We start from the raw sequence: 23453 nt of genomic DNA, 5'->3' as shown, positions 1-23453 counted from the left end.
TCGTATTGTGTTCCCGTGGTTGAAACCACGGGCTATATTTGAATATAGGATAGAATTAAATTAGATGTCGTATGTCATTGCGAGGAACGAAGCAATCACATTTGTTATATCAAGCTTTGTCGAATATTTTAGTGAGATTGCTTCGTTCCTCGCAATGACAAAGCTAGTTCTTCAAAACATCATTTCCAGAATCCCATTTCTTCTGCCAGACCGGATATTTTTTCAATGCTTTTTCCGGTTTATCCGTATACCATGCATAACCGCTTCTGCGCTCTCGGCTCACTTCTGCAAGAGAATACAAAAGTTCACTGTTTCTGTCTGAGAATAAAGGTTTATGAGTTCCTAATTCGTAATATCTCGTCCAGATTGGAGGTGCAGCAGTATCAGTTATTACACGAACATCATTAGTGATTTTTTTGTATTTAGATTCTATTTCCGGAGCCTGAAAACTTTCAACCCTTGTATTGTAAATTTTAGAATCCTGAAACCATTTTACAGCACCTTGCACCGAAGCAATTATTTTTTCATTCGGATTATCGATTGCCATTAAAAACAGCACAATATCAACACTTTCTGCATTACAGATACTTGGCGGTTCAAATTTTCGTGCCCACGCTGGTAAAAGCGTAATTTCATCATGCTGCTGACACCAGGCGGTTAATTTTCCATCTTCTTTAATCTGCATTTTTAAAATACAATCAATGCCTTTTTCGTAAGACACCGTTACTTTTTTTCGGGTTTTAACATCAATAAATTCAAAGTCAGGATCATTGTTTACAATCTTTTTCAAAAGATTCATGATGCCCATATAAGCGCCGTCATTAAATGTAATATGTCGGCTGTACCCTTTTTCCAGTGGATAATATTGAGGCCAGCCTCCGTTGCCATATTGCGCTTCCATGATAAAATCAATTCCTTTTAACGCGCCGTCTTTATATTTAGCGTCTTTGGTCAAAGTATAAACCTGAGCCAGATAATTGACATGTGTGTAAGTTGTTTCATTGTCAAAAGTTGTATGCAGAATTGGTTTTGTTTTAATAACCGTATCGATTTGCTTTGGAGTCAGAATTGCTTTCATATCGTAATTCTTTGGCCATCCGCCATTATTACGCTGAAAAAGCAAAATATTATCAGCAATTTTCGCATAATCCGTTTCAGCATATTGAGGCTGATTTGGAATCGGATTTACGATATTCGTTTTATCTTTAATGTGGTACCAATGGTTGGTGCCGTCAGTAAAAACTTTGGTGCTGATTAGTGATTTTTCCTCTTTGTTAGTCTGCGCATTTGAATGTAGAAACGAAAAAGCACAAAGACTTACAACAACTGCTTTTGAACTATTGATAAATTTCATTTTGAAATTGTGATTAAAATTTTACAGCTCCTTTTGGAACATCATTTCCAAGAGTAGTCGTTTTTGAAAAATCTAATTTTTTAGAAGAAACCAGTTCTATATTTGCGTTTCCTTCACCATTTATATTTACAGCTTTAGCAGATGTAGAATTAAACTGAACATCTTTTAAAGACATATTTTTTACATTGTAAACTTCAAATACATTGCTGTTTTCGATATCCAGTTTCGCATTGGTGATTTTAATTCCGTTTGCATCAATAATAGAAAAACCTTTTTCAGCCGTAACCGTTAAGTTTGAAATTTCGATATTTTCAAGATTCATTTCAGGAAGACCTTGTAAAAATACTGCCTGCTGCGCACCTTTGATCGTAATGTTTTTTATTGAAATATTTTTAAACTGAGGCGTTTCAACCGTTACAGGCATTGCTTTGTTAACGATTTTGTCTCCGCCTTCTTCTAAAGTTTCAGCAATAGATTTTCCTCCATAATACAAGTTAAAAGAAATAGCCTGGGATGGAATATCAGTCATAAAAACATCTGAAATAAAGATATTTTCTACAACACCGCCTCTTCCGCGTGCACTTTTAAAACGCAGACCAACATCAGTTCCCATAAAAGTACAATTTGAAACATGCAGGTTTTTTACACCTCCTGACATTTCACTTCCAACCGTTACGCCGCCGTGTCCGTGATATACGATATTGTTTCTCACAATGATATTTTCGCACGGAATACCTCTTTCACGTCCGTCCTTATCTTTTCCGGATTTAATACAGATGGCATCGTCACCCACATCAAAACTTGAATTTTCAACCAAAACATTTTTACAGCATTCTACATCAAGACCGTCACCATTTTGAGAATACCACGGATTACGAACCGTTACATTTCTCACAATTAAATCTTCTACCATAAAAGGGTGAATATTCCAGGCTGGTGAATTTTGAAAAACAGGACCGTCAAATAAAACTCTTTTGCTGTTTTGAATACTTACCATTACCGGACGCAGAAAATCGTGAATAGTTTCAAATTCTTCTTTCGTTTTTAAATCCGGACGTACGTTTTGATCGGCACCTTTAGAAGCGTTCATAAAAGTTTCAGATGGATACCAGCTTGTTTTGTCTTTGTTTAAAACCCCGCCTGAACTGACAAATTTTTTCCACTGGCTTTCTGTCAACTTACTTTTTTTAACCTGTCTCCAAACTTCTCCAGAACCATCCCAAACACCATTTCCGGTAAAAGCAATGTTCTCAAGATTTTTACCATAAATAGGAGAGATGCATCGCCAGGTATTTAGTCCTTCAAAATTAGTTTCGATGATAGGATATAAAGATTTGTCTGTAGAAAATTTTATTAAAGCGCCTCTTTCAGCGTTTAATTCGATATTGCTTTTTAGAATAATTGGACCTGTAAGCCAGATTCCCGGAGGAATAATAACTTTTCCGCCGCCCTTTTTAGAAACAGCATCAATAGCATCGGCGAAAGCCTTCGTGTTTAAGACATAACCACCGTTAACCGCACCAAAATCTTTTATGTTTACACTGTTTTTAGGAATAACCGGCTCTTTGATTTTGGCCATTTTAAATTCAATGTCTTTGTAATTATCAGACGCTTTTTGTGCCAAAACCGGTACAGAAAAGCTTACTGCCAGAATGGTCAGTGCTGTGCAGAAAAGGTTAGTTAGGTTAGTTTTCATTCGTATTGTATTATGGTTAAAATTTACTTTTTGAGTATTTTTTGATGCTGAGTCGATTTTTTATTAGTTAATTTTTTGATTCATGAATAAAAATATTCTCATAAAAAGGATAATCTAATAATGTAATCGATTACACAAATCTATTAAAAAAATATTACGAAACGACATTTTTGATTTAATTATAACACATTTTTTGTGAATTTGATTTTTTTAATGAGGAATGGTTTAAAATCATTATCTCATTTTTTAACTCAAAAAATAATGCAATGCTTACTGGTACAGGAGGGTACAGGATGCTTGTCATTTTATATTCTTTTAAATTGTCCCAGTTATTTGGTAAAAGTGTTAAAAATACATTTATTTGTAAAAATTATAGCGCTTTAAATAAATGCCTCGTAATTTTATCTCAAGAAAAAAATCAATACTATAAATAATGCGTTTAATTCCTTTCAACAAATTACTGATTGTTTTTTTAATGGTATTCACACTTTCGGCAAGTGGCGCTGAAATTTGGGTTTCGCCATCAGGAAAAGATTCAAACCTCGGAACAAAATCAAACCCGCTGGCAACAGTTCACATGGCAATGCGAAAAGCGAGAGAACTTCGTCGCTTAAAAGATCCATCGATAAAAGACGGAATCCGAATCATAGTAATGAATGGAATGTATTATTTAAACGAACCATTATTTGTACGACCAGAAGATTCTGGAACAGCAGAAAGTCCGACAACAATTGAAGCCGATGTAAATGCAAAACCAATTATAAGCGGTGGAATCGAAATTAAAAATTGGACAAAATCGACAACGGTTATCAACGGATTAAAAAAAGGCTCTGTTTGGGTAGCTGATGCTCCAAAAAAAGCAGGAAGTCTAATTGATTACAGACAATTGTGGGTAAACGGTAAAAAAGCCGTAAGAGCCAAAAATACTGCTGGAACTACAATGGAACGTATTTTATCTTGGAATCATGAGGAGCAAACCTGCTGGATTCCGTTTAAAGACAAGTCGGTTAAGTTCGAACCTGGAATGGAAATGTTTATTGTGCAATGGTGGTCGAACGCTAATCTTCGAATCAAAAATATTGAAGTACAAAAAGACAGCGCCCGACTTTCGTTTGAAGAACCCGAAAGCCGTATTCAAAGCGAACATCCGTGGCCAGCACCTTGGATTTCTAAAAACAACGGAAATTCGGCTTATTTCTTAAACAACGCTTTTTCGCTTTTAAACGAGCCTGGAGAATGGTATTTAGACAAGAAAAATGCTAAAATCTATTATGTTCCGAGAGCTGGAGAAGATATTAATTCTGCAATTGTAACTGCGCCTGTTTTAGAAAATCTAGTTGAAGTAAAAGGAACAATCGATTCGCCTGTACATCATTTTCAATTTAAAGGAATTTTATTTCAATACAGCAACTGGCTTCGTCCTTCACAGCAAGGTCATGTGCCATTGCAGTCCGGTTTGTATTTGTTAGATGCTTACAAACTGAAACAACCGGGAACGCCAAATCAGGCGAATTTAGAAAATCAGGCTTGGGTGGGAAGGCCTCGCGGAGCGGTTGAAGTAAATTATGCTAATAATATTCAGTTTGAATCTTGTCGTTTTGAGCATCTGTCTTCGACTGGTTTAGATTTAAATAAAGGAACAAATCATAATACCGTAAAAGGAAATTTATTTAAAGATATTGGCGGAAGTGCCATCAATGTTGGAATTTTCTCCGAAGAAGCTTTTGAAGCGCATTTGCCTTTAATTATAAAAGACGAAAGAGAAATGTGTTCGGATGAAGTGATTTCAGATAATTTAATAACCAACGTAACCAATGAAGATTGGGGAACTTTAGGAATCAGCGCTGGATTTGTTCGAAACATTACAATTGAACACAACGAAATTTCGGATGTATCGTATTCCGGAATGGCAATGGGATGGGGTTGGACGCACACACCAAACGTGATGCAGAACAATAAAATTCTAGGAAACAAAATTCATCATTATGCCAAACATTTACATGATGTAGCGGGAATTTATACGCTTTCGGCTCAGCCAGGAAGTAGAATTGAAGAAAATTATATTGATAAGGTTTATAACAGTCCGTATGCGCACGATCCGTTTTTATGGCTGTATTTGTATACCGATGAAGGAAGTGAAGGTTTTACCATTAAAAACAACTGGATTGCCGAAAAGAAAATTCTTAAAAACCATAACGGTCCGAAAGGAAATATTTGGGAACACAATGATCCGTATGTAAGTTCTAAAATAAAAGATGCAGCGGGAATTAGAGCGCCTTATAAAGATTTAGAAAAAGAAGTGGTAATCGATGAAAAATGGGGATTGCAGGAAATGCCAAAACCGTATGCGATCGAATTGATAGGATCTGATTTTGATATTGAAAAAATCAAATCGACTTTAACTGGATTTAGAATTGTAGGTCAGGAATTGTACCAATGGAAAAATCATTTGGTGATTTACGGAAAAATGAATCAGCCCGAAAGGACGAAACGAAAACTGGCGGGGGCTTTTCCTTCTTTAGAAATTAAAATATATGAAGATTTAGTTTATGATTTCCAAAATTTCGAAAGATGTAAAGATTCAAAACCTGCATCGGATTGGGAAAATATTGTTTTAACAGCGAATCTTCCTGCAGATGAAAAACTGCAAAAAGAATATGTGGAGTATCACAAAACGCAATTCGAAAAATGGCCAGAAGTTGCCAAAGGTTTCTGTAACGCTGATTTCCAGCAATTGCAGGTTTTCAAGAAAGACAGACAATTGATCTTGGTAATCAGTATTCCGAAAGGTGAAAACCTGGATAAATTAAATCCGAAAACAACAGAAAATAATCCGAAAGTAGATCAATGGAACGCTTTAATGAAAAAATACCAATCGGGAATTGAAGGCGCAAAACCAGATGAAACCTGGATTTTCTTGAATAAAGTATAGATTTAAGAATTAAGATTAACGATTGTTGATTTTAGATTTTTCTACATCAACAATCAAAAAAATATAGATTTTTAAGTACAATAAATTAACGAGTGTTATTCAAATCAGCAATCAAAAATCGTTAATCAACAATCAAAAATAATAAAATGCCATGTTAAAAATAGCCATTCTGGGACTTGGAGAAGGACGAAGCACAATGTCGGCTGCAATCGAAAGTTCAAAACTAGAACTAGTTAAAATATGCGACCGAAACGAAGAATTGTGTAAACAGCGAGTAAAAGAATTCGATTTTCATTCGTATACCACCAATTACGACGATTTATTAAACGATTCGTCAATTGATATTATAGCGATTTATACGCCTGATCACTTGCATGCACAGCATGTAAAACAAGCTTTATTGCACGGAAAACACGTCGTTTGTACAAAACCATTTATCGATGATCTTTCTGATGCCAAAGAATTGCTAGAATTAAGCAAATCGACAGGAAAGAAAGTTTTCATTGGGCAAAGTTCTCGTTTTTTCGAACCAGCCAAAAGACAAAGAGCCGATTATGAAGCAGGTTTAATTGGAGATTTAATTACAATTGAAGCACAATATCATGCCGATCATAGATGGTTTTTAAAGAAAGAATGGTCGCTTTTGCAATCGTTTAAATGGTTATACGGAGGTTTGAGCCATCCTGTAGATTTCATCAGATGGTATTTGCCAAACATTCAGGAAGTAATGGGGTACGGAATGATCAGCAGTAACGGACAAAATGCAGGATTGAAGAATGAAGATACGATGCATTTTATCTTCAAAGCAACTGACGGTAGAATTGCTCGCGTAAGCGGTGTTTACACTTCGCCAACTCAGCCAGCACAACGTGACAGCGGAATGAGTACGATTCTGAGAGCAACAGAAGGAGCAAGTCAGGCTGATTATCATGAATTGCGTTATGCCGTTACAGACAAAACTGGCGAAGAAAAAGTAATTACTTGGGGTGATAGCACGATAAAATATTATTTCCGTTTTGAAGGACAAAGTCATCATGGCGGGGAATACCAGAATTATTTAGAATATTTTACAGATAGTATCGAGCAAGGTTTTGAAGCTTATCCAAACATGGAAGAAGGAATTGGAACTGTGGCTTTGTTACAAGCAATGGATAAATCTTTGCAAACTGGAATGCCGGTTAAAATTGCCGATATTCTTAACGAATACGGACTATGAACAGTATCTACGATAAATTAACCACGCTCGATTTTGTAATTGTTGCGGGTTATTTGGTGGCTTTATTGGTCATTGGATATGTAGTAAGTATGAAGCAGAGAAAGAAAAACGAAACGCTTTTTCTGGCCGGAAATTCATTAAACTGGTACAGCATCGGGTTTAATATGTGGGGAACTAATGTTGGGCCTTCATCATTATTGGCCTTTGCGAGTATTGGTTACGCTACGGGAATTGTAGCAGGAAATTTCGAATGGTACGCATTTGTGTTTTTACTGCTTTTGGCAATGGTTTTTGCACCAAGATATATTGCGAGTAAAGTAAGCACCATGCCCGAATATATGGGAAAACGCTACGGCGACAGTACCCAGAATATTTTGGCTTGGTACGCTTTGGTAAAAATATTAGTAAGCTGGTTGTCTTTAGGATTATTTAGCGGAGGCGTTTTAGTACGTCAGATTTTGGGAATTCCGATGTGGCAGAGCGTTACGGTTTTAGTGATTTTCTCTGGAATTTTCACGTTTGCTGGAGGATTAAAAGCAATTGCCAAAGTCAATGTTTTTCAAATGATTCTGCTGATTGTAGTTTCATTGACGCTTTCTTTTTTAGGTTTGCAAAAACTGGGCGGAATAGATGTTTTAATTGCTAAAACACCTTCTAATTTTTGGAATTTAGTTCGTCCATCTGATGATGCGCATTATCCTTGGCCTGCTATTTTGTTGGGATATCCTGTTGCTGCGGTTGCCTTTTTCTGTACCGATCAATCGATGGTGCAGAGTGTTTTAGGAGCTAAAAATCTGGAGCAGGGACAATTGGGAGTAAACTTTATTGGATGGTTAAAAGTGATGGCTTTGCCGTTGTTTATTCTTCCTGGAATTTTGTGTTATGCGTTATATCCAGAATTAGGAAGCAATTCAGATTTGGCTTATATGACCATGGTTACGAATCTTTTCCCAAGCGGAATGAACGGTTTGGTAATCTGTGTGATGATTGCGGTTTTAGTAGGAACAATTGGTTCTTCGTTAAATGCTTTAAGTACCGTTTTTACGAATGATATTTATGTAAAGAAAATAAACCCAACGGCGACGATTCAGGATCAGATTAAAATTGGCCGTTTGACAATTGCTGCTGGATGTGTTTTTGCAATTCTCATTGCTGTTGCGATTGACAATATAAAAGGGCAGAATTTATTCAACATCTTTCAGGCGGTTTTAGGTTTCTTGGCGCCTTCTTTATCTGTTGTTTTTCTTTTGAGTGTTTTCTGGAAACGCACTACCAAAAAAGCAGTAAATGCAACGCTTTCTTGGGGTTCTGCGTTTAGTTTGTTTGTTGGAGTTTTATATTTATGGATTTTACCTGCAGATAAATATCCAGTTTGGCCTCACTTTTTATTGATTTCGTTTTACATTTTTGCTACGCTTTTAATTGCAGCCGTTATTATTTCTTTAACCGATAAAAATCCTGAAGTGAATGTTTCAGATGAAACGGATATTCCTAAAACTAGCAAAAAGGTGAAACTTTTATTTGGGATGTTGGGGTTGGTGATTTTGGTTTTGTATTTGGTTTTTAATGGGAATTGAATAGTTTGAAAGATAATTATATTTGGAACGCTTTCTTAAAAGGAAAGCGTTTTTTTTTTAATTTAAACATTTATAAGTTTTCTTAAACATGCAGATTTTTGATTTTAATTTTTCACTTATGCAAAAAACGATATAACTAAAACTTTAAACATACGACAAGATAATCTGTATAAGATATTAATAGTCTAGGATGTGAAAAAATCACTACATTTGTATTTGTAAAATTGTATATTATGTTAATTAGGTTTTCAGTTGAGAATTTTTTGTCATTTAGTGATCGACAGGTTTTTTCATTAATACCAGGTAAAGGAACTTTGAAAAGTGAACATAAAACTAAGAAAATTAGGGGAGTTTCACTATTAAAAACTTCTGTTATATTTGGTGCAAATGCATCAGGTAAATCGAATTTAATAAAGGCAATTGATTTTGGTCAAAAATTAGTTCTAAAAGGAACAAAATCAGAAACAAAAATTGATTATCAAAATTTCAGATTAGATTTACAAGCAGCAAATAAATATTCAAGAATCGAATATGAACTACAGCATAAAGGTAAAAATTATGCTTATGGATTTACATTTAATTCTGATATTATTAAAGAAGAATGGTTATATGAAATAACTATCAAAAACGATAACAAAATTTTTGAAAGAAATATTGAAGATGAAGAGATATTTGACCTAGACAATATAACAAAAAAAATAAAATCTCAGGAAGAACAACAATTCTTGAAATTCATTGCAAAAGGAACACCTAATAATCAACTTTTTTTGAATGAAATAAGAACTAGAAAAGTTAAAGAAAATGTTTCACAAATAGATGATTTATTAAACGTTATTGATTGGTTTCAAAATTCGTTAAAAGTTATATTTCCTGAAGATAAATATAACGAAGGTCTTAAATTTGAATTAAAACAAGATGAAGAACTGCTTACAACTTTTGAGCAATTCTTAGAATATTTTGATACAGGTATAAATGGTGTTTGTTTGGAAAAGGTTGATTTTGAAAGTGTTGATGTTCCTAAGTCAATCTTAAATAGAATAAAGGAAGATCTTTTAAGTAAAAAATCAGAAAATTTTCGTGCATCTATTCTATCAATTCAGAATACAACTTATTTTCTCTCAGTTAAAGACAATGATTTAGTTTATGAAAAATTCATGACTAAGCATCTAGTAAAAGGAAAAAAAGAATTAGAAAAATTTGATACAAGTGACGAGTCAGATGGTACTAATCGAATTATGGATTTTATTCCATTGATGATGGACTTGCTAAAGGGAGATAATGTTTTCATTATTGATGAAATGGAAAGAAGTTTACATCCAAATTTAATATATGATTTAATAGATTTATTTATATCAAAAGCAGTCAATGTTAATAGTCAATTAATTTTAGCAAGCCATGAATCTTCTTTATTGACTCAAAAGTTGTTAAGAAAGGATGAAGTTTGGTTTGTAGTAAAAGATAATTTTGGTTCAAGTAAATTGCATTCTCTTGAAGATTATAATATTAGATTTGATAAAGAAATTAGAAAAGATTATTTGTTGGGCAGATTTAAGGCTATTCCTCGTATTGGAAATAGAAGCAGACTTACAATATTAAATAAAAGTAATTTGTAATTATGCCTAGAGAAAGAGAAGAATTATTTCGAGATAGTGGATTTGCAGATAAAGAAAAAATTATCGTTTTAGCTTTTGAAGGAAATGATACAGAACAAATATATTTTGAAGAATTTAAAGATTCGGAAAAATTTAATGATGATTTAATTTATTTGCATTTGCTTAAAAGACCAAAAAGTGATACAAACAGTGCTCCAAATCATGTTTTTAAGAAATTAAAAAAGGAAGCTAAAGATGAATATAATTTTAATGAGCATGACGAATTATGGATGGTAATTGACACTGATAGATGGAAAAATATCCCTGAAATCATTGAAGAATGCAAGAAATTAGACAATATGTTCGTTGCTGTAAGTAACCCTTGTTTCGAACTTTGGTTGTTATTACACATTAAAAATGTTTCTGATTATAAAGAAGAAGAACTAGAATTAATTTTAAGAAATGCCAAGGTAACTTCAAAGAAAAACTATCTTGATGTTAAGCTAACTGAAATTTTAGGCTCTTATAATAAAAGTAATCCCAAACCTGAATTATTTATTCCTCATTTAAAAATTGCTATTGACCAAGCTAAAAGATTAAATGCGAAAAATGAAGACTTTCCCACATCATTAGGTTCACATGTATATAAAATTGTAGAGAAGTTAATTAAGATGTAAAAAAAGCATAATATTCATATGGATATTATGCTTTTTTTATCATTCTTTTTTATACATCTAATTTTTGTTACTTCCCAGTCGAAACCAACAACTCCCGAATATCAACCTTCAAATATTTAGCAACCTCATAAAGTGTTTCAATAGAAGGTTGAGCTTCATTTGTGCACCAACGCGAGACAGTCGATACAGTTTTACCTAAATGAATGGCTAATTCTTTGCTAGTTCGATTGTTTTCAACCAAAACAACTTTTATTCTATTTAATTTAAGTTTCGACACAATGTTGATTTATTGATATTTCATGCAAATATCTTATAATTTAAATATAAGAAAAAGAATAGTTGAAATCATCAAAATTGCCCTAAAACAATAATTTAGTGTCTTAAAAATATTATTTGTAGTATAATTTTTACTATTTTTGTTTCAATGAAATAAAAAATAAAATGAAACAATCAGCGAAAAGACGATTAAAAATCCAGCCAAAACATATTGCAAGATCAGATCATCGATACGTTATATTTCCAGAAATACGTCTTTGCGGAAAATGGCTTCAGAAAATCGGTTTTAATTGCGGGAATTTCGTAACGATTGAACATCAGCAAAATAAAATCATTATTACAACCAATAATGAAATTGAAACGAAATAAAAAACACACATAATTCTCAATCAGAACTGTGTGTGTTTTTTATAAAGAAAAAATCTTTTTATGCTGAAAATTGCTCGCAAAGTCGCTAAGACGCAAAGGTTTTTCTTTTAAGCTTTGCAAATAAAACTTTGCGTCTTAGCGACTTTGCGAGATTAAATTATTTCTGAGCTTTCTTTTTCTTCTCCAAATTAGGCAAGAACCCAGTAATTACTCCAATCAAAGGCAGAAACGCACAAATCTTAAATACATATTCAATACTAGTAGCATCGGCAATTTTTCCTAAAATAGCAGAACCTAAACCGCCCATTCCGAAAGCAAATCCGAAGAAAAGACCAGCGACTAAACCCACTTTTCCGGGCAATAATTCAGTTGCATAAACTAGAATTGCTGAGAATGCAGAAGAAAGAATCAATCCGATAATTACAGATAAAGTTCCAACCCAAAATAAAGAAACGTAAGGTAACATTAAAGTAAACGGAGCAACACCTAAAATAGAAACCCAGATTACATATTTTCTGCCGTATCGATCTCCGATTGGTCCTCCAATTAAAGTTCCTGCTGCAACAGCGCCCGAGAACAAGAATAAATATACTTGTGATTGCTGAATCGTAATATGGAATTTATCTATCAAGAAGAAAGTATAATAACTTGTAATACTGCTCATGTAGAAATACTTAGAGAAAATCAGAACCAATAAAATAATCAACGAAGCAATTACTCGGTTTTTAGATAAATGATGCGTCTCGATTTGGTGAGAAGCTTTATTTGCATTTCTTTCAGATAAATGTGCCGTGTACCAAATCGCAATTTTATACAAAGCAAAAACACCCACTAACGCAATAATACAAAACCAAGCGATATAAGATTGTCCGTGCGGAATAACAATAAAAGCAGCTAATAAAGGTCCGATAGCACTTCCTGCATTTCCTCCCAATTGAAAGATAGACTGCGCCAAACCTCTTTTTCCGCCCGAAGCCAAATGCGCAACGCGTGAAGATTCAGGATGAAAAATTGAAGATCCGATTCCGATTAAACTTACCGATAATAATAAATTGATAAAACTCGAAGCGATTGAAACAAAGAAAAGACCAACCATTGTAAAACACATTCCAACAATTAGCGAGTATGGTTTTGAGTTTTTATCAGTATACATTCCCACAAATGGCTGTAGAATAGACGCTACCATTTGGTAAGTCAAAGTAATAATACCAATTTGAGTAAAACTTAAACTGAAATTATCTTTTAAAAGCGGATAAATTGAAGGAACAACAGCCTGTAAAAGATCATTAATTAAATGAGAAAAACTAATGATAAATAAGATCGAATAAGTGGTTTTTTTAACTATGTCAGGATTTGCTTTAATAGTGTCCATGTGGTATTTTTTGATTTTTAAATTAGACTAAAAAACAACAGCTGTATTATTTTTTGCAAAGATTAAAAGAATACTAATGTCAGAATTGCTATATTTGGACAATGAATAGTCAATATCGGACATATAGAGTAGCAACGGATTTTGGATATCAAGTAGATTCCTCAATCCCAGTTATAGGTTATACTGAAACAGTTAACAACGAAATGTGTATCTCCCACTCGCATCCAAGAGCACAATTGATTTACGCAACTCGTGGTGTAATGAATGTTGTAGTGGGCAATAACATTTGGGTTGTAAATCCGTTGCAAGGCCTTTGGATTCCAAGCGGAGTAGAGCATCAGGTTACTTTTCAGAAAGACGTTAACTATTACAGTGTTTTTATTGATCCTTCTGCAATTGGAGGATTGCCAGAAAAGAGTTTTTCGTTTGATATTCCGATGTTTTTAAAGCAGTTGGTTTTCAAAATCATTTCTTTTGGAACAAGTGGCAACTTAACAGAATCACAATTAAGAATCATTTATGTCTTTTTAGATGAACTGGCTTTAATAGAGCCAAGCGCCACTTTTTTGCCTACTACAAATGATGAAAGGCTACAGAAAGTGGTAGAACTTTTAATGAGTGATGTTTCGAGTAAACAAACAATTGATTATTATGCCGAACTTTCTTTTATGAGCAGCCGAACTTTATCGCGATTATTCATAAAAGAATTGGGAATGAATTTCAGCGACTGGCGTACTCGTTTAAAATTACTCGAAGCTATAAAACGTTTGGGCGAAAAACAATCTATTAAAGAAATTGCTTTTAACTTAGGTTACGAAACTACAAGTGCCTTTATCTATATGTTTAAAAAACATTTGGGCAAAACGCCTTCTAATTATATTTTAGAAGATGAAAATGAATCTGAAAAGATGATTGCTTAGATTGTTAGCCTAAATTAGAACGCGGATAAAACGGATTTACTTCGTAAAGACGCGGATTAATCCGGATTTTTTCTTTTAGTTATCCAAAATAACACAATCTTTGTCATTTCGACGAAAGAGAAATCTCCACGAGAAGCTCGACAAAGATTGGGCTTTCGTTGCGGAGTTACTTGCGAAGATTTCTCCTTCGTCGAAATGACAAAAATGCGTAAGCTGGCTTTAAATTTAAGCCTTTATAAAAGTTTCTTATATTCTTAATTTCAAAACTTTGACAAAGCTATTAATAGTATAAAAAGAAAAAATCCGTCTCATCCGTGTCCCATAAAATTCTAACATCATTTTTTTTAATACTAAAAAAGTGATAAGTCATAATTTTTCCCTTAAAAATTTATCAAGAATCATAGTTTTTTATGAAATAACAGGATACTACAGCTTGTGAAATGTAAAAATAACACTTATCTTTAGTCCCAAAATAAACTAACTATGCTAAACCGCTTTTCCATTTTTAAGACTTTACTTCTTTTTGTTGCCCTTTTTTCCTGTTCGCTGTCATTTGCACAAGAAAAACCAAAAGAAGCGACATGGATCTGGTATCCAGGAGATTTTGAAGTTTGGTTAAGCAATAAAATGCAAGTAAGACGTACAGAACGTGAAGCCGTATTTCCTCCGCTTTGGCAATATTACAGTCCGTATGCTTTGGTTACTTTTCAGACAGAAGTAGATATTCCAAAACCTGATGAGGTAAAAATCTTTTCAGAAGGACCTTTTCAATTACTTTTAGATGGCGTTCAAATTTACGGACAGCCAAAATCGATTACAGTTCCTGCCGGTAAACACAAAATTTCTTTTAAAGTTTACAATCAGGAAGTATTGCCGGCTATTTATATTTCGGGTCAATATGTGAAATCTGATGCTTCTTGGAAAGTAACCAACGAAGATAAACTTTGGATTGATGAAACCGGAAAAGCACAACAATCTGGTACTCCTTGGGTTCCTGTTGGTTCTTGGAATTTTAATTCACCAGAAAATAAACCTTCAGGATTCAAATTAACGACAAAACCTTTAAGCGCTAAAAAAACAGAAAAAATAGGAGCGGGTCAATTAGTAGATTTTGGAAAAGAAACTTTCGGTTATATTAAAATTCACGGTTTAAAAGGAAAAGGCAAACTAGCATTGTATTATGGAGAATCTCGTGAAGAAGCTTTAGATTCTGCTAAATGCGAAACTTTAGATCATTTATCTTTTGACGGAAAACAATCTGAAACTTATACGCATGATGGATCGAAAGCCTTTCGTTATGTTCAGGTGCAAGCAGACGCAGGGGTAAAATATGACTCAATTTCGATGCTTTATGAATATCTGCCATTAGATTACCGTGGCGCATTCAAATCTTCGGATGAACAATTGAACAAAATTTGGGATGTGTCGGCTTACACGATGCACTTAACGTCCCGCGAATTTTTTATCGATGGAATCAAACGTGACCGCTGGGTTTGGTCTGGCGACGCTTATCAAAGTTATTTAATGAATTATTATTTGTTCTTTGATTCGGCTTCTGTAGAAAGAACTTTGTTAGCACTTCGCGGAAAAGATCCTGTAACGGCTCACGTAAATATCATAATGGATTATTCGCTGTATTGGTTTGTTGGTGTTTACGATTATTATTTGCACACAGGCGATACGAAATTCATCAAAACTTTTTATCCAAGAATGAAATCACTTATGGATTTCTGTTTAGATAGAAGAAATAAAAACGGATTCCTTGAACCATTAGAAGGCGATTGGGTTTTTATTGATTGGGCTGACGGACTTCCGAAAACGGGTGAAGTTAGTTTTGAACAAATGCTCTTAGTAAGAAGTTTAGAAGCTATGACGGTTAGTGCTGAAATTGCTGGTAAAAGTGAAGAACAAAAACAATATCAAAAATTAGGTGATGATTTAAAAACGAAATTATTTGATGTGTTTTGGGATAAAAAAGAAAACGTCATGAAACACCAGCGTATCGATGGTAAAATGCAAGATATTGTAACCAGATATGCTAATATGTTTGGTATTTTCTTCAATTACTTTAATGAAGAACAGAAGCAAAGTGTGAAAAATAAAGTGTTGCTGAATAAAGATGTTCTTCAAATCACAACTCCATATATGCGATTTTACGAGTTGGAAGCCTTGTGCGCAATGGGCGAACAAGACTACGTTTTAAAAGAAATGAAAGATTATTGGGGTGGAATGCTGAATGAAGGCGCAACCTCTTTCTGGGAAGAATACAATCCGAACAAAAAAGGAACAGAGCATTTAACGATGTACGGTCGCCCTTACGGAAAAAGCCTTTGCCATGCTTGGGGCGCAAGTCCGATTTATTTGCTAGGAAAATATTATTTAGGAGTAAAACCAACCGCACCGGGTTATTCAGAATACGAAATCAAACCTAGTTTAGGAGGTTTAAAATGGATGGAAGGAAAAGTGCCAACTCCAAACGGAGAAGTTGCCGTGTATTGCAGTACCAAAGAAATCAAAGTAAAAGCAGGTGAAGGAGAAGGGAAATTGATTTTTGAAAGTGCCAGCAAACCTAAAACAAACTCAGGTACCATTACAGAATTAGCAAAAAATAAATATCAATTGATTGTAAAACCGAATGTAGAGTATAAAGTGAGTTATAAGGCTTTGTGAGTTATGAGTTATGAGTTATGAGTTATGAGTTATGAGTTATGAGTTATGAGTTATGAGTTATGAGTTATGAGTAATTAGTAATTAGCCGTTAGCTTATAACTTCTTGTTTGTCATTCCGACGAAGGAGACTCGAGCGATAGCGAATGGGCGAAGCAAATCACACTCGTAACCACAAAGATTATCACGTACAGTTTGTCATTTCGACGTAAGGAGAAATCTTCGCAAGTAGCTCCGCACCGAATGTCGCCAATCTTTGTAGAGTTTCTCGCGAAGATTTCTCGTTCCTCGAAATGACAAGATTGAAGAAATTCAGAGTTAATAAAAAATAAAAAACCAATGTTTTCAAAAAACACAAAATACAGCTTCAAATTAAAAATAGCATTCTTAATGCTATTAACCGTTTGCATCCAAGCCACAGCACAAATCACAGCATGGAAACCAGCATCATTTGAAATTGTAAAATCAAATTACAAAACGTTCAAAACCACACAATACGCTCATGTATTTTCAGGAAGCAAACACAATATCGTTCGTTTAGCTCCGGAATTGCAAGGTTTGACTGGAATTGAACTTCCTTTAGATCAATATAAAAACGGAACTAATACTCCATTACAATTAAAATTTAAAGAACCTGTGACAGTTTTAATAGGTATTTTTCAGGATAAAAATGCGGAATATCTACAACCCAATCAAATTGGAAATAATAATGAGATTCTTGAAAACGGAGTTACAATTACAGGCTTACCGCCAGTAAGTGTTTATGCAATTCCTTACGGAAAAGGAACTCACACTATTTTGCCAAATCAAAAAGGATTATTTGCTGTTTTGGGAGTTTTGAAAAGCGACCAGCAGTTGAATGCGAGAGATGCTAAATTACCAGACGGAAAACTTTGGAATCCAACTTTTATTGTAGAAGGATTTTCAGATGAAAAACCCCTTTTCGAAGTTATTGGAGGAGAAAATAAACCCGTTATAGATGAGGGAATGTCTGGAACGGAAGGTATTCAGGGAGGTTTTGAAGGCGGACGTGTCGTAAAAGTTGGCGATACGTATCATATGTTTCCAACGGAAAGAGCTGGTGAAAAAGGCGTTGATTACTATTATGATCGAGTAAAAACCAAAATCGGACACTGGACAAGTAAAGATGCCATTCACTGGAAAAGAGAATCTACAATTTACCAAGCAAGCGGAACTTACGCCGTTACTGAAGACGATAATCCAATGAATGATCGTCGTGCAGCTATTTGGTCTTATATGCCAGTTTTTAATGAAAAAGCAAACAAATGGTACGGCTATTATTTAGCTTATACCGTAAGTAAAGAAATAGAACCAAATCATTCATTCGGAAGAATATGGCGTTGTGAATCGACTGTAGACGGAATCAACGGAATTGGCGGGCCTTATAAAGATATGGGAATCATTATGGAACCAGGACTAGATTCTCAACCTTGGGAAGGTCGTCAGGGTGTAGCTTCATTTTTTCCATATCAGGTTGGCGATAAATACTTCGGATTTTACAGCGGTGCGTATCCGTTCAATTCATGGGCAGATTATCCAAAGAAATCAGGAAAAGGCTGGTTTGTGGCTTTAGCCGAATCTAAAAGTTTAGAAGGTCCTTGGTTAAGAATGAACAAAGGTTTGGAACCCATTAAAACAATGCATCCTTTATTCGTAGAAAATCCAATTGTAAGTCAATTACCAAACGGAATGTATATCGCGATTTTCGACGGAGGTCCAGACGGCTGGGGGCATCATTTGCCAAACTTGATTGCGTATTCATTATCAGCAGATGGAATTAATTGGGTAGAAGCACATTATTTACCAATAGAAACCAAAGTAGATAAATGGTGGGATATTATGCGAACGCCTTTGTGTTTAATCCCAGAAGGAAATGATGTTTATACCATAGTCTATAACGCAATCGATCTGAAAAGAAGATTTCATCCAACAGGAATGGTAAAAGTCAAACTGAACAAAGATGTAATGGAATCTAAATTAAAAGAATTGAAAAAATAATTTCACGCAGATTTTGCAGATTTTGGCTGATTAACGCAGATAAAAATCAATTAATAATCTGCTTAAATCTGTAAAATCTGCGTGAAACAAAAAATAAAAAAACTTAGTCCCGATAGCTATCGGGATAGCGCCTAAAAGGCAAAAAAAACATAAAAATGAAAATTAAATATCTAATCGTAGCCATTTCAGCACTTGTCATAACCAGCTGTGCGACCAAATACAAGAAAAGAGAAATTACCGAAAGTGTAATGCAGGAGATTTACGAAGAAATCAAAACGCCTTATAAATATGGTTTGGTGATGGTTCCAACTGACAACTCATACAAAATGGATTGTCCGAGTGTATTTAGAAAAGACGGCAAATGGTATATGACGTATTTAATTTACGATGGAAGAGGTTATGAAACTTGGTTAGCAGAAAGCGACAATCTTCTAGACTGGAAATATCTAGGAAAAGTAATGTCGTTTTCAGAAAATGAAAAACATTGGGATGTTAACCAAAAAGCAGGATATATTTCGTTGCAAGATTTGACTTGGGGCGGAAGCTACGAATGGGAAAAATACGATGACAAATACTGGATGAGTTATTTTGGTGGAGATAGTAAAGGTTACGAAGCAGGTGTTTTGTCAATCGGAATGGCATACAGCAAAGAAGCGCCGACAAAACCACACGAATTCCAGAGATTAGAAAATCCGGTTTTAACACCAAAAGACAAAGATGCCAAATGGTGGGACAATAGCACAATGTACAAAAACAGTGTGATTCGTGATAAAGATAAAGTGACAGGACATAATTTTATCATGTATTATAATGCCCGTGGCGATAGTATCAATCCTGCTAAAGGCGCAGAGCGTATTGCGATGGCAGTATCAAACGATATGAAAGAGTGGAAGCGTTATGGCGATAAACCTCTAATCAATCATCATAAGGGAATTTCGGGAGATGCTTATATTCAGCGTATTAATGATACTTGGGTAATGTTCTATTTTGGAGCTTTCTGGACGGGTTGGAATCAAGGTGCATTTAACCGTTTTGCCGTTTCGAATGATTTAGTAAACTGGACCGACTGGAAAGGAGACGATTTAGTTAAATCATCAGAACCTTATGATGATATGTTTGCGCATAAGTCATTTGTTGTAAAACACGACGGAATTGTGTATCATTTTTATTGCGCTGTGAACAAAGCAGAACAAAGAGGAATTGCCATTGCAACGTCTAAAGATTTAGGAAAAAGCAAATTGAATTTTGTGGCACCGCCGGCGAAAAAGAAGAAACAATAATTGAGTTAATTGTGAGATGTTAAATGTGAAAAGTAAAACGTCTTAATGTAATACTCCGTTAGGAGTATTTGGTTGGTAGAAAAAACAAATTATCGCATAGAAAATTTTGTCCCATAGGGACAATTGAATCAAAATAATAATGAACAATAATATAAAACCAATGTATACATCAAAATCAAAATACAATAATCCATTTTTCAGATTACGATTTTTGACGTATACATTTTACATTTTACTATTCACAACTTACACGCAAGGACAATCCGTAACAGGAGAACCAGCGGGAGTTCCAGAATTGCATAAAAAATACGAATTTGCTCCTTGGGAAGATCCAACAATTACAAGTATCAACAGACAGCCATCGAGAGCGACAGCTTATTCATATGCAAGTGTTGAAGATGCTTTAAAAGGCGATAGAACCAAAAGCAGAATCCAAATGCTAAACGGCGATTGGGATTTTAAATATGCTGTAAATCTAAAAGAAGCATCAAAAGATTTCTATAAAAATACCGTTTCAGGATGGGATAAAATCGAAGTGCCTTCGAATTGGGAAATGAAAGGGTATGACAATCCCATTTACAAAAGTGCCGTTTATCCGTTTCGACCAATAAATCCGCCTTATATTCCTAAAGATTATAACGGAGTTGGTTCTTACCAAAGAAGTTTTACCGTTCCAGAAAACTGGAAAGATATGACGGTAACTTTGCATTTCGGAGCTGTAAGTTCAGGTTTTGAAGTTTGGTTAAACAGAGAATTTTTAGGCTATGGCGAAGACAGTTTTCTGCCATCAGAATTTGATATTACACCCTATTTAAAAGCAGGAGAAAATGTAGTTTCAGTTCGAGTAATCCGTTGGACAGATGGTTCTTATTTAGAAGATCAGGATCACTGGCGTATGAGCGGCATCCAGCGTGAAGTTTTCATTATGGCTGAGCCGAAACTGCGTATTCAGGATTTCTTTGTTCAAACGAAATTAGACAAACAATACACAGATGCGATTTTTAAACTGCGTCCAAAAGTAGAAAATCTTACAGGAGCAAAAATCAAAGATTATACGATGAATGTTCAGTTGTATGATGCCAATAATACAGCTATGTTCAAAGAACCGCTTCAAAGACCTGTGATAGATTTAATCAACGAAAGTTATCCTCGTTTGGATAATGTGCGTTTCGGATTCTTTCAAGAAAAGATCAAAAATCCAAAAAAATGGAGTTCAGAAGAGCCGAATTTATACACGATGGTTATTTCTATAAAAGATAAAAACGGAAATGTTACTGAAGCCAAAAGCTGTAAAGTTGGTTTCCGTTCGATTGAATTTTCGAAAGAGAATGGAAAAATGCTCATCAACGGAAAACAAACCTATGTATATGGCGTAAACCGTCACGATCATCATCCAACGAGAGGAAAAGCGGTTACAAGAGAAGATATCAAACAAGATATTACCACGATTAAGAAATTTAATTTCAACTTTATACGTACGAGCCATTATCCAAATGATCCTTATTTCTACGAATTATGCGATCAATACGGAATCATGGTAATGGATGAAGCGAATCAGGAAACACACGGAATTGGCGGAAAATTAAGCAACGATCCGCTTTGGACAAATGCTTATATGGAACGAATGATCCGAATGGTTGAAAGAGATAAAAACCATCCATCGGTCGTGATGTGGAGTTTAGGAAACGAAGGCGGAAAAGGACCAAATCATGCTGCAATGTCGGGTTGGGTTCACGATTTCGACATTACACGTCCAGTTCATTACGAACCAGCGCAAGGAAATGCCAAATTAGACGGTTACATTGATCCGCTTGATCCAGGATATCCAAAAACAATCGATCACGCTTATCGATTCGAAAATCCGCAGGATGATTCGTATGTTGATATGGTGAGCCGTTTTTATCCGGGCGTTTTCACACCGAAATTTTTAGTAGATCAAAAGAAAGATACACGTCCGATTATTTTTGTGGAATACTCTCATGCTATGGGAAATTCAGTTGGGAATTTAAAAGAATTATGGGATGAATTCCGTTCGCTTCCTAGAGTTATTGGAGGTTGTATTTGGGAATTTAAAGATCAGGGAATCTTGAAATTTGATTCAAGATCAGGGCAGAATTATTTTGCTCATGGAGGAGATTTTGGCGAAAAATACCATGATGGCAACTTCAATACAAAAGGAATTGTAGATTCTAACGGAAAACCAAAAGGTTCAATTTTTGAAAACAAATGGGTGTATCAGCCAGCGATTTCGACTTTAAACGGAAATCAATTAGAAATTAAAAATCGTCAGGCGGTTAAGTCTTTAGAAGGATATATTCCGGTTTTAAAAGTGTTGGAAAACGGAAACGTGATTAAAACTCAGATTTTAAAACCATTAAAAGTAGAAGCTGGACAATCAACAACATTAGATATCAGTTCTTATCTTCCAAAAATGAAAGCTGATGCGGAATATATTTTAAATATAGAATTCCAACTTTCAAAAGATGAATTATGGGCTTCAAAAGGTTACGCTGTAGCGGAAGATCAATTCATATTGAAAAAGAAAGAAGTTGTTTCTCCAGAATCTAAAAAAGAAACGCTGAATGTTTCTGAATCAGATTCAGATTTCAAAATCAAAGGAAAAACTTTTGATATTACAATTGGAAAAACAAACGGAGCTTTGAGTTCTTATGTTTTTAACGGAGAGGAACAAGTTTTTGCACCGCTATTGCCAAACTTCGTAAGACCACTTACAGATAACGACAAACGCGGATGGAAATCGCAAAAGTTGTTGAAACAATGGTATAAAGCAAAACCAAAATTGATTAATATTTCAATTGACAAATCAGCTTCAGAAATCAAAATTACAAGCGATTACGAAGTTATAAAAGACAGCGCAAGTGTAAAAGTAATCTACAGCATTTTACAAAACGGATTGATCAAAGTAGATTACAGCTTAAAAGCTTCAAACAAATTGCCAAACATTCCAAAAATCGGAATGCAGATGGGAGTTCAAAGAAAATTCGACCAAATTTCATGGTACGGAAAAGGAGAATTAGAAAATTACAGCGACAGAAGTTTTGGTTCGTTTGTTGGGAAATATTCGCTTCCAATAAATGATTTTATCGAACATTATCCAAAACCACAAGAGAACGGAAACAGATGTGATGTAAGATGGATGGCATTAAGCACTCCGCAGAAAAACAACGGATTTTTAGTAGTAAACGATACTAAACTTTTAAGTATGAGTGCATGGCCTTATACGCAAGAAAACTTAAGTTCATCTGGTCATACATACGATTTGAAAGATCCTGGATTTTTAACTGTAAACATCGATTTAATCCAAATGGGAGTAGGAGGAAACGACAGCTGGACGATTGTAGCACAGCCGTTGGAACAATATCAAATTAAATCTGGAAATTATGAGTATAGTTTTTATTTGACGCCTTTCAGCGGATCGAAGAATGAATTGGAAAGTAGTTTGAAGAAGTTTAATTATTAGATTACGACTTATCCAAACAGGTTTC

Annotated in this window: 15 protein-coding genes; 11 read left to right on the top strand and 4 right to left on the bottom strand. The window is 34.6% G+C overall.

Annotated features, from left to right (window positions below):
- Positions 1 to 163 precede the first annotated feature (163 nt).
- Together pelA and PQ462_RS14070 are read right to left on the bottom strand one after the other, a co-directional pair.
- On the bottom strand, positions 164 to 1354 hold the full coding sequence (gene pelA / locus PQ462_RS14075) for a pectate lyase (RefSeq protein WP_274250452.1): 1191 nt from the start codon (positions 1352 to 1354) through the stop codon (positions 164 to 166).
- Between the two features lie 13 nt (positions 1355 to 1367).
- Complete coding sequence (locus PQ462_RS14070; protein WP_274250451.1) at positions 1368 to 3050, bottom strand: glycoside hydrolase family 28 protein; 1683 nt, start codon at positions 3048 to 3050, stop codon at positions 1368 to 1370.
- Positions 3051 to 3483: 433 nt separating this feature from the next.
- Between PQ462_RS14070 and PQ462_RS14065 the strand changes: the two genes are divergently transcribed.
- From PQ462_RS14065 to PQ462_RS14045, 5 genes are all read left to right on the top strand, one after another.
- On the top strand, positions 3484 to 5982 hold the full coding sequence (locus PQ462_RS14065; RefSeq protein ID WP_274250450.1) for an L-rhamnose mutarotase: 2499 nt from the start codon (positions 3484 to 3486) through the stop codon (positions 5980 to 5982).
- Positions 5983 to 6133: 151 nt separating this feature from the next.
- Positions 6134 to 7198, top strand: coding sequence for a Gfo/Idh/MocA family protein (locus PQ462_RS14060; protein ID WP_274250449.1), 1065 nt, complete (start codon positions 6134 to 6136; stop codon positions 7196 to 7198).
- Complete coding sequence (locus tag PQ462_RS14055; RefSeq protein WP_274250448.1) at positions 7195 to 8775, top strand: sodium:solute symporter; 1581 nt, start codon at positions 7195 to 7197, stop codon at positions 8773 to 8775. The genes PQ462_RS14060 and PQ462_RS14055 overlap by 4 nt, the downstream gene beginning before the upstream one ends.
- 233 nt (positions 8776 to 9008) lie before the next feature.
- Positions 9009 to 10388, top strand: coding sequence for an AAA family ATPase (locus PQ462_RS14050; protein WP_274250447.1), 1380 nt, complete (start codon positions 9009 to 9011; stop codon positions 10386 to 10388).
- 2 nt (positions 10389 to 10390) lie between these two features.
- Complete coding sequence (locus PQ462_RS14045) at positions 10391 to 11044, top strand: RloB family protein (protein ID WP_274250446.1); 654 nt, start codon at positions 10391 to 10393, stop codon at positions 11042 to 11044.
- A gap of 67 nt (positions 11045 to 11111) precedes the next feature.
- On the opposite strand, the gene PQ462_RS14040 is transcribed toward PQ462_RS14045, so the two are convergent.
- On the bottom strand, positions 11112 to 11321 hold the full coding sequence (locus tag PQ462_RS14040; RefSeq protein ID WP_274250445.1) for a helix-turn-helix transcriptional regulator: 210 nt from the start codon (positions 11319 to 11321) through the stop codon (positions 11112 to 11114).
- 164 nt (positions 11322 to 11485) lie between these two features.
- Between PQ462_RS14040 and PQ462_RS14035 the strand changes: the two genes are divergently transcribed.
- Positions 11486 to 11689 carry a SymE family type I addiction module toxin gene (locus PQ462_RS14035; RefSeq protein WP_274250444.1) on the top strand — a complete coding sequence of 68 codons (204 nt, stop codon included), beginning with the start codon at positions 11486 to 11488 and terminating at the stop codon, positions 11687 to 11689.
- Between the two features lie 157 nt (positions 11690 to 11846).
- Here the strand turns inward: PQ462_RS14035 and PQ462_RS14030 are convergent, their stop codons facing one another.
- On the bottom strand, positions 11847 to 13061 hold the full coding sequence (locus PQ462_RS14030; RefSeq protein ID WP_274250443.1) for an MFS transporter: 1215 nt from the start codon (positions 13059 to 13061) through the stop codon (positions 11847 to 11849).
- 101 nt (positions 13062 to 13162) lie between these two features.
- Here PQ462_RS14030 and PQ462_RS14025 point away from each other — a divergent pair, with 101 nt between their 5' ends.
- From PQ462_RS14025 to PQ462_RS14005, 5 genes are all read left to right on the top strand, one after another.
- Positions 13163 to 13981: an AraC family transcriptional regulator gene (locus PQ462_RS14025; protein WP_274250442.1), complete on the top strand. Its 819-nt coding sequence runs from the start codon at positions 13163 to 13165 to the stop codon at positions 13979 to 13981.
- Between the two features lie 483 nt (positions 13982 to 14464).
- The gene (locus tag PQ462_RS14020) at positions 14465 to 16651 is read left to right on the top strand and encodes an alpha-L-rhamnosidase-related protein (protein WP_274250441.1); all 2187 of its coding nucleotides are present in this window, start codon (positions 14465 to 14467) and stop codon (positions 16649 to 16651) included.
- 387 nt (positions 16652 to 17038) lie between these two features.
- Entirely contained in the window at positions 17039 to 18667 is a 1629-nt protein-coding gene (locus PQ462_RS14015; RefSeq protein ID WP_274250440.1) for a hypothetical protein, read from the top strand.
- Positions 18668 to 18822: 155 nt separating this feature from the next.
- The gene (locus PQ462_RS14010) at positions 18823 to 19947 is read left to right on the top strand and encodes a glycosylase (RefSeq protein WP_274250439.1); all 1125 of its coding nucleotides are present in this window, start codon (positions 18823 to 18825) and stop codon (positions 19945 to 19947) included.
- A 139-nt stretch (positions 19948 to 20086) separates the two neighbouring features.
- Positions 20087 to 23428 carry a glycoside hydrolase family 2 TIM barrel-domain containing protein gene (locus PQ462_RS14005; RefSeq protein ID WP_274250438.1) on the top strand — a complete coding sequence of 1114 codons (3342 nt, stop codon included), beginning with the start codon at positions 20087 to 20089 and terminating at the stop codon, positions 23426 to 23428.
- Positions 23429 to 23453 lie beyond the last annotated feature (25 nt).

The organism is Flavobacterium sp. KACC 22758 (genome assembly GCF_028736135.1).
GTDB classification, from domain to species: domain Bacteria; phylum Bacteroidota; class Bacteroidia; order Flavobacteriales; family Flavobacteriaceae; genus Flavobacterium; species Flavobacterium johnsoniae.
This window is presented reverse-complemented; position numbering and strand designations above follow the sequence as displayed.

Bases quoted from the DNA above. Each gene is read 5' to 3' on its own strand.
- pelA (WP_274250452.1), bottom strand. From the start codon at position 1,354: ATGAAATTTATCAATAGTTCAAAAGCAGTTGTTGTAAGTCTTTGTGCT.
- PQ462_RS14070 (WP_274250451.1), bottom strand. From the start codon at position 3,050: ATGAAAACTAACCTAACTAACCTTTTCTGCACAGCACTGACCATTCTG.
- PQ462_RS14065 (WP_274250450.1), top strand. From the start codon at position 3,484: ATGCGTTTAATTCCTTTCAACAAATTACTGATTGTTTTTTTAATGGTA.
- PQ462_RS14060 (WP_274250449.1), top strand. From the start codon at position 6,134: ATGTTAAAAATAGCCATTCTGGGACTTGGAGAAGGACGAAGCACAATG.
- PQ462_RS14055 (WP_274250448.1), top strand. From the start codon at position 7,195: ATGAACAGTATCTACGATAAATTAACCACGCTCGATTTTGTAATTGTT.
- PQ462_RS14050 (WP_274250447.1), top strand. From the start codon at position 9,009: ATGTTAATTAGGTTTTCAGTTGAGAATTTTTTGTCATTTAGTGATCGA.
- PQ462_RS14045 (WP_274250446.1), top strand. From the start codon at position 10,391: ATGCCTAGAGAAAGAGAAGAATTATTTCGAGATAGTGGATTTGCAGAT.
- PQ462_RS14035 (WP_274250444.1), top strand. From the start codon at position 11,486: ATGAAACAATCAGCGAAAAGACGATTAAAAATCCAGCCAAAACATATT.
- PQ462_RS14030 (WP_274250443.1), bottom strand. From the start codon at position 13,061: ATGGACACTATTAAAGCAAATCCTGACATAGTTAAAAAAACCACTTAT.
- PQ462_RS14025 (WP_274250442.1), top strand. From the start codon at position 13,163: ATGAATAGTCAATATCGGACATATAGAGTAGCAACGGATTTTGGATAT.
- PQ462_RS14020 (WP_274250441.1), top strand. From the start codon at position 14,465: ATGCTAAACCGCTTTTCCATTTTTAAGACTTTACTTCTTTTTGTTGCC.
- PQ462_RS14015 (WP_274250440.1), top strand. From the start codon at position 17,039: ATGCTATTAACCGTTTGCATCCAAGCCACAGCACAAATCACAGCATGG.
- PQ462_RS14010 (WP_274250439.1), top strand. From the start codon at position 18,823: ATGAAAATTAAATATCTAATCGTAGCCATTTCAGCACTTGTCATAACC.
- PQ462_RS14005 (WP_274250438.1), top strand. From the start codon at position 20,087: ATGAACAATAATATAAAACCAATGTATACATCAAAATCAAAATACAAT.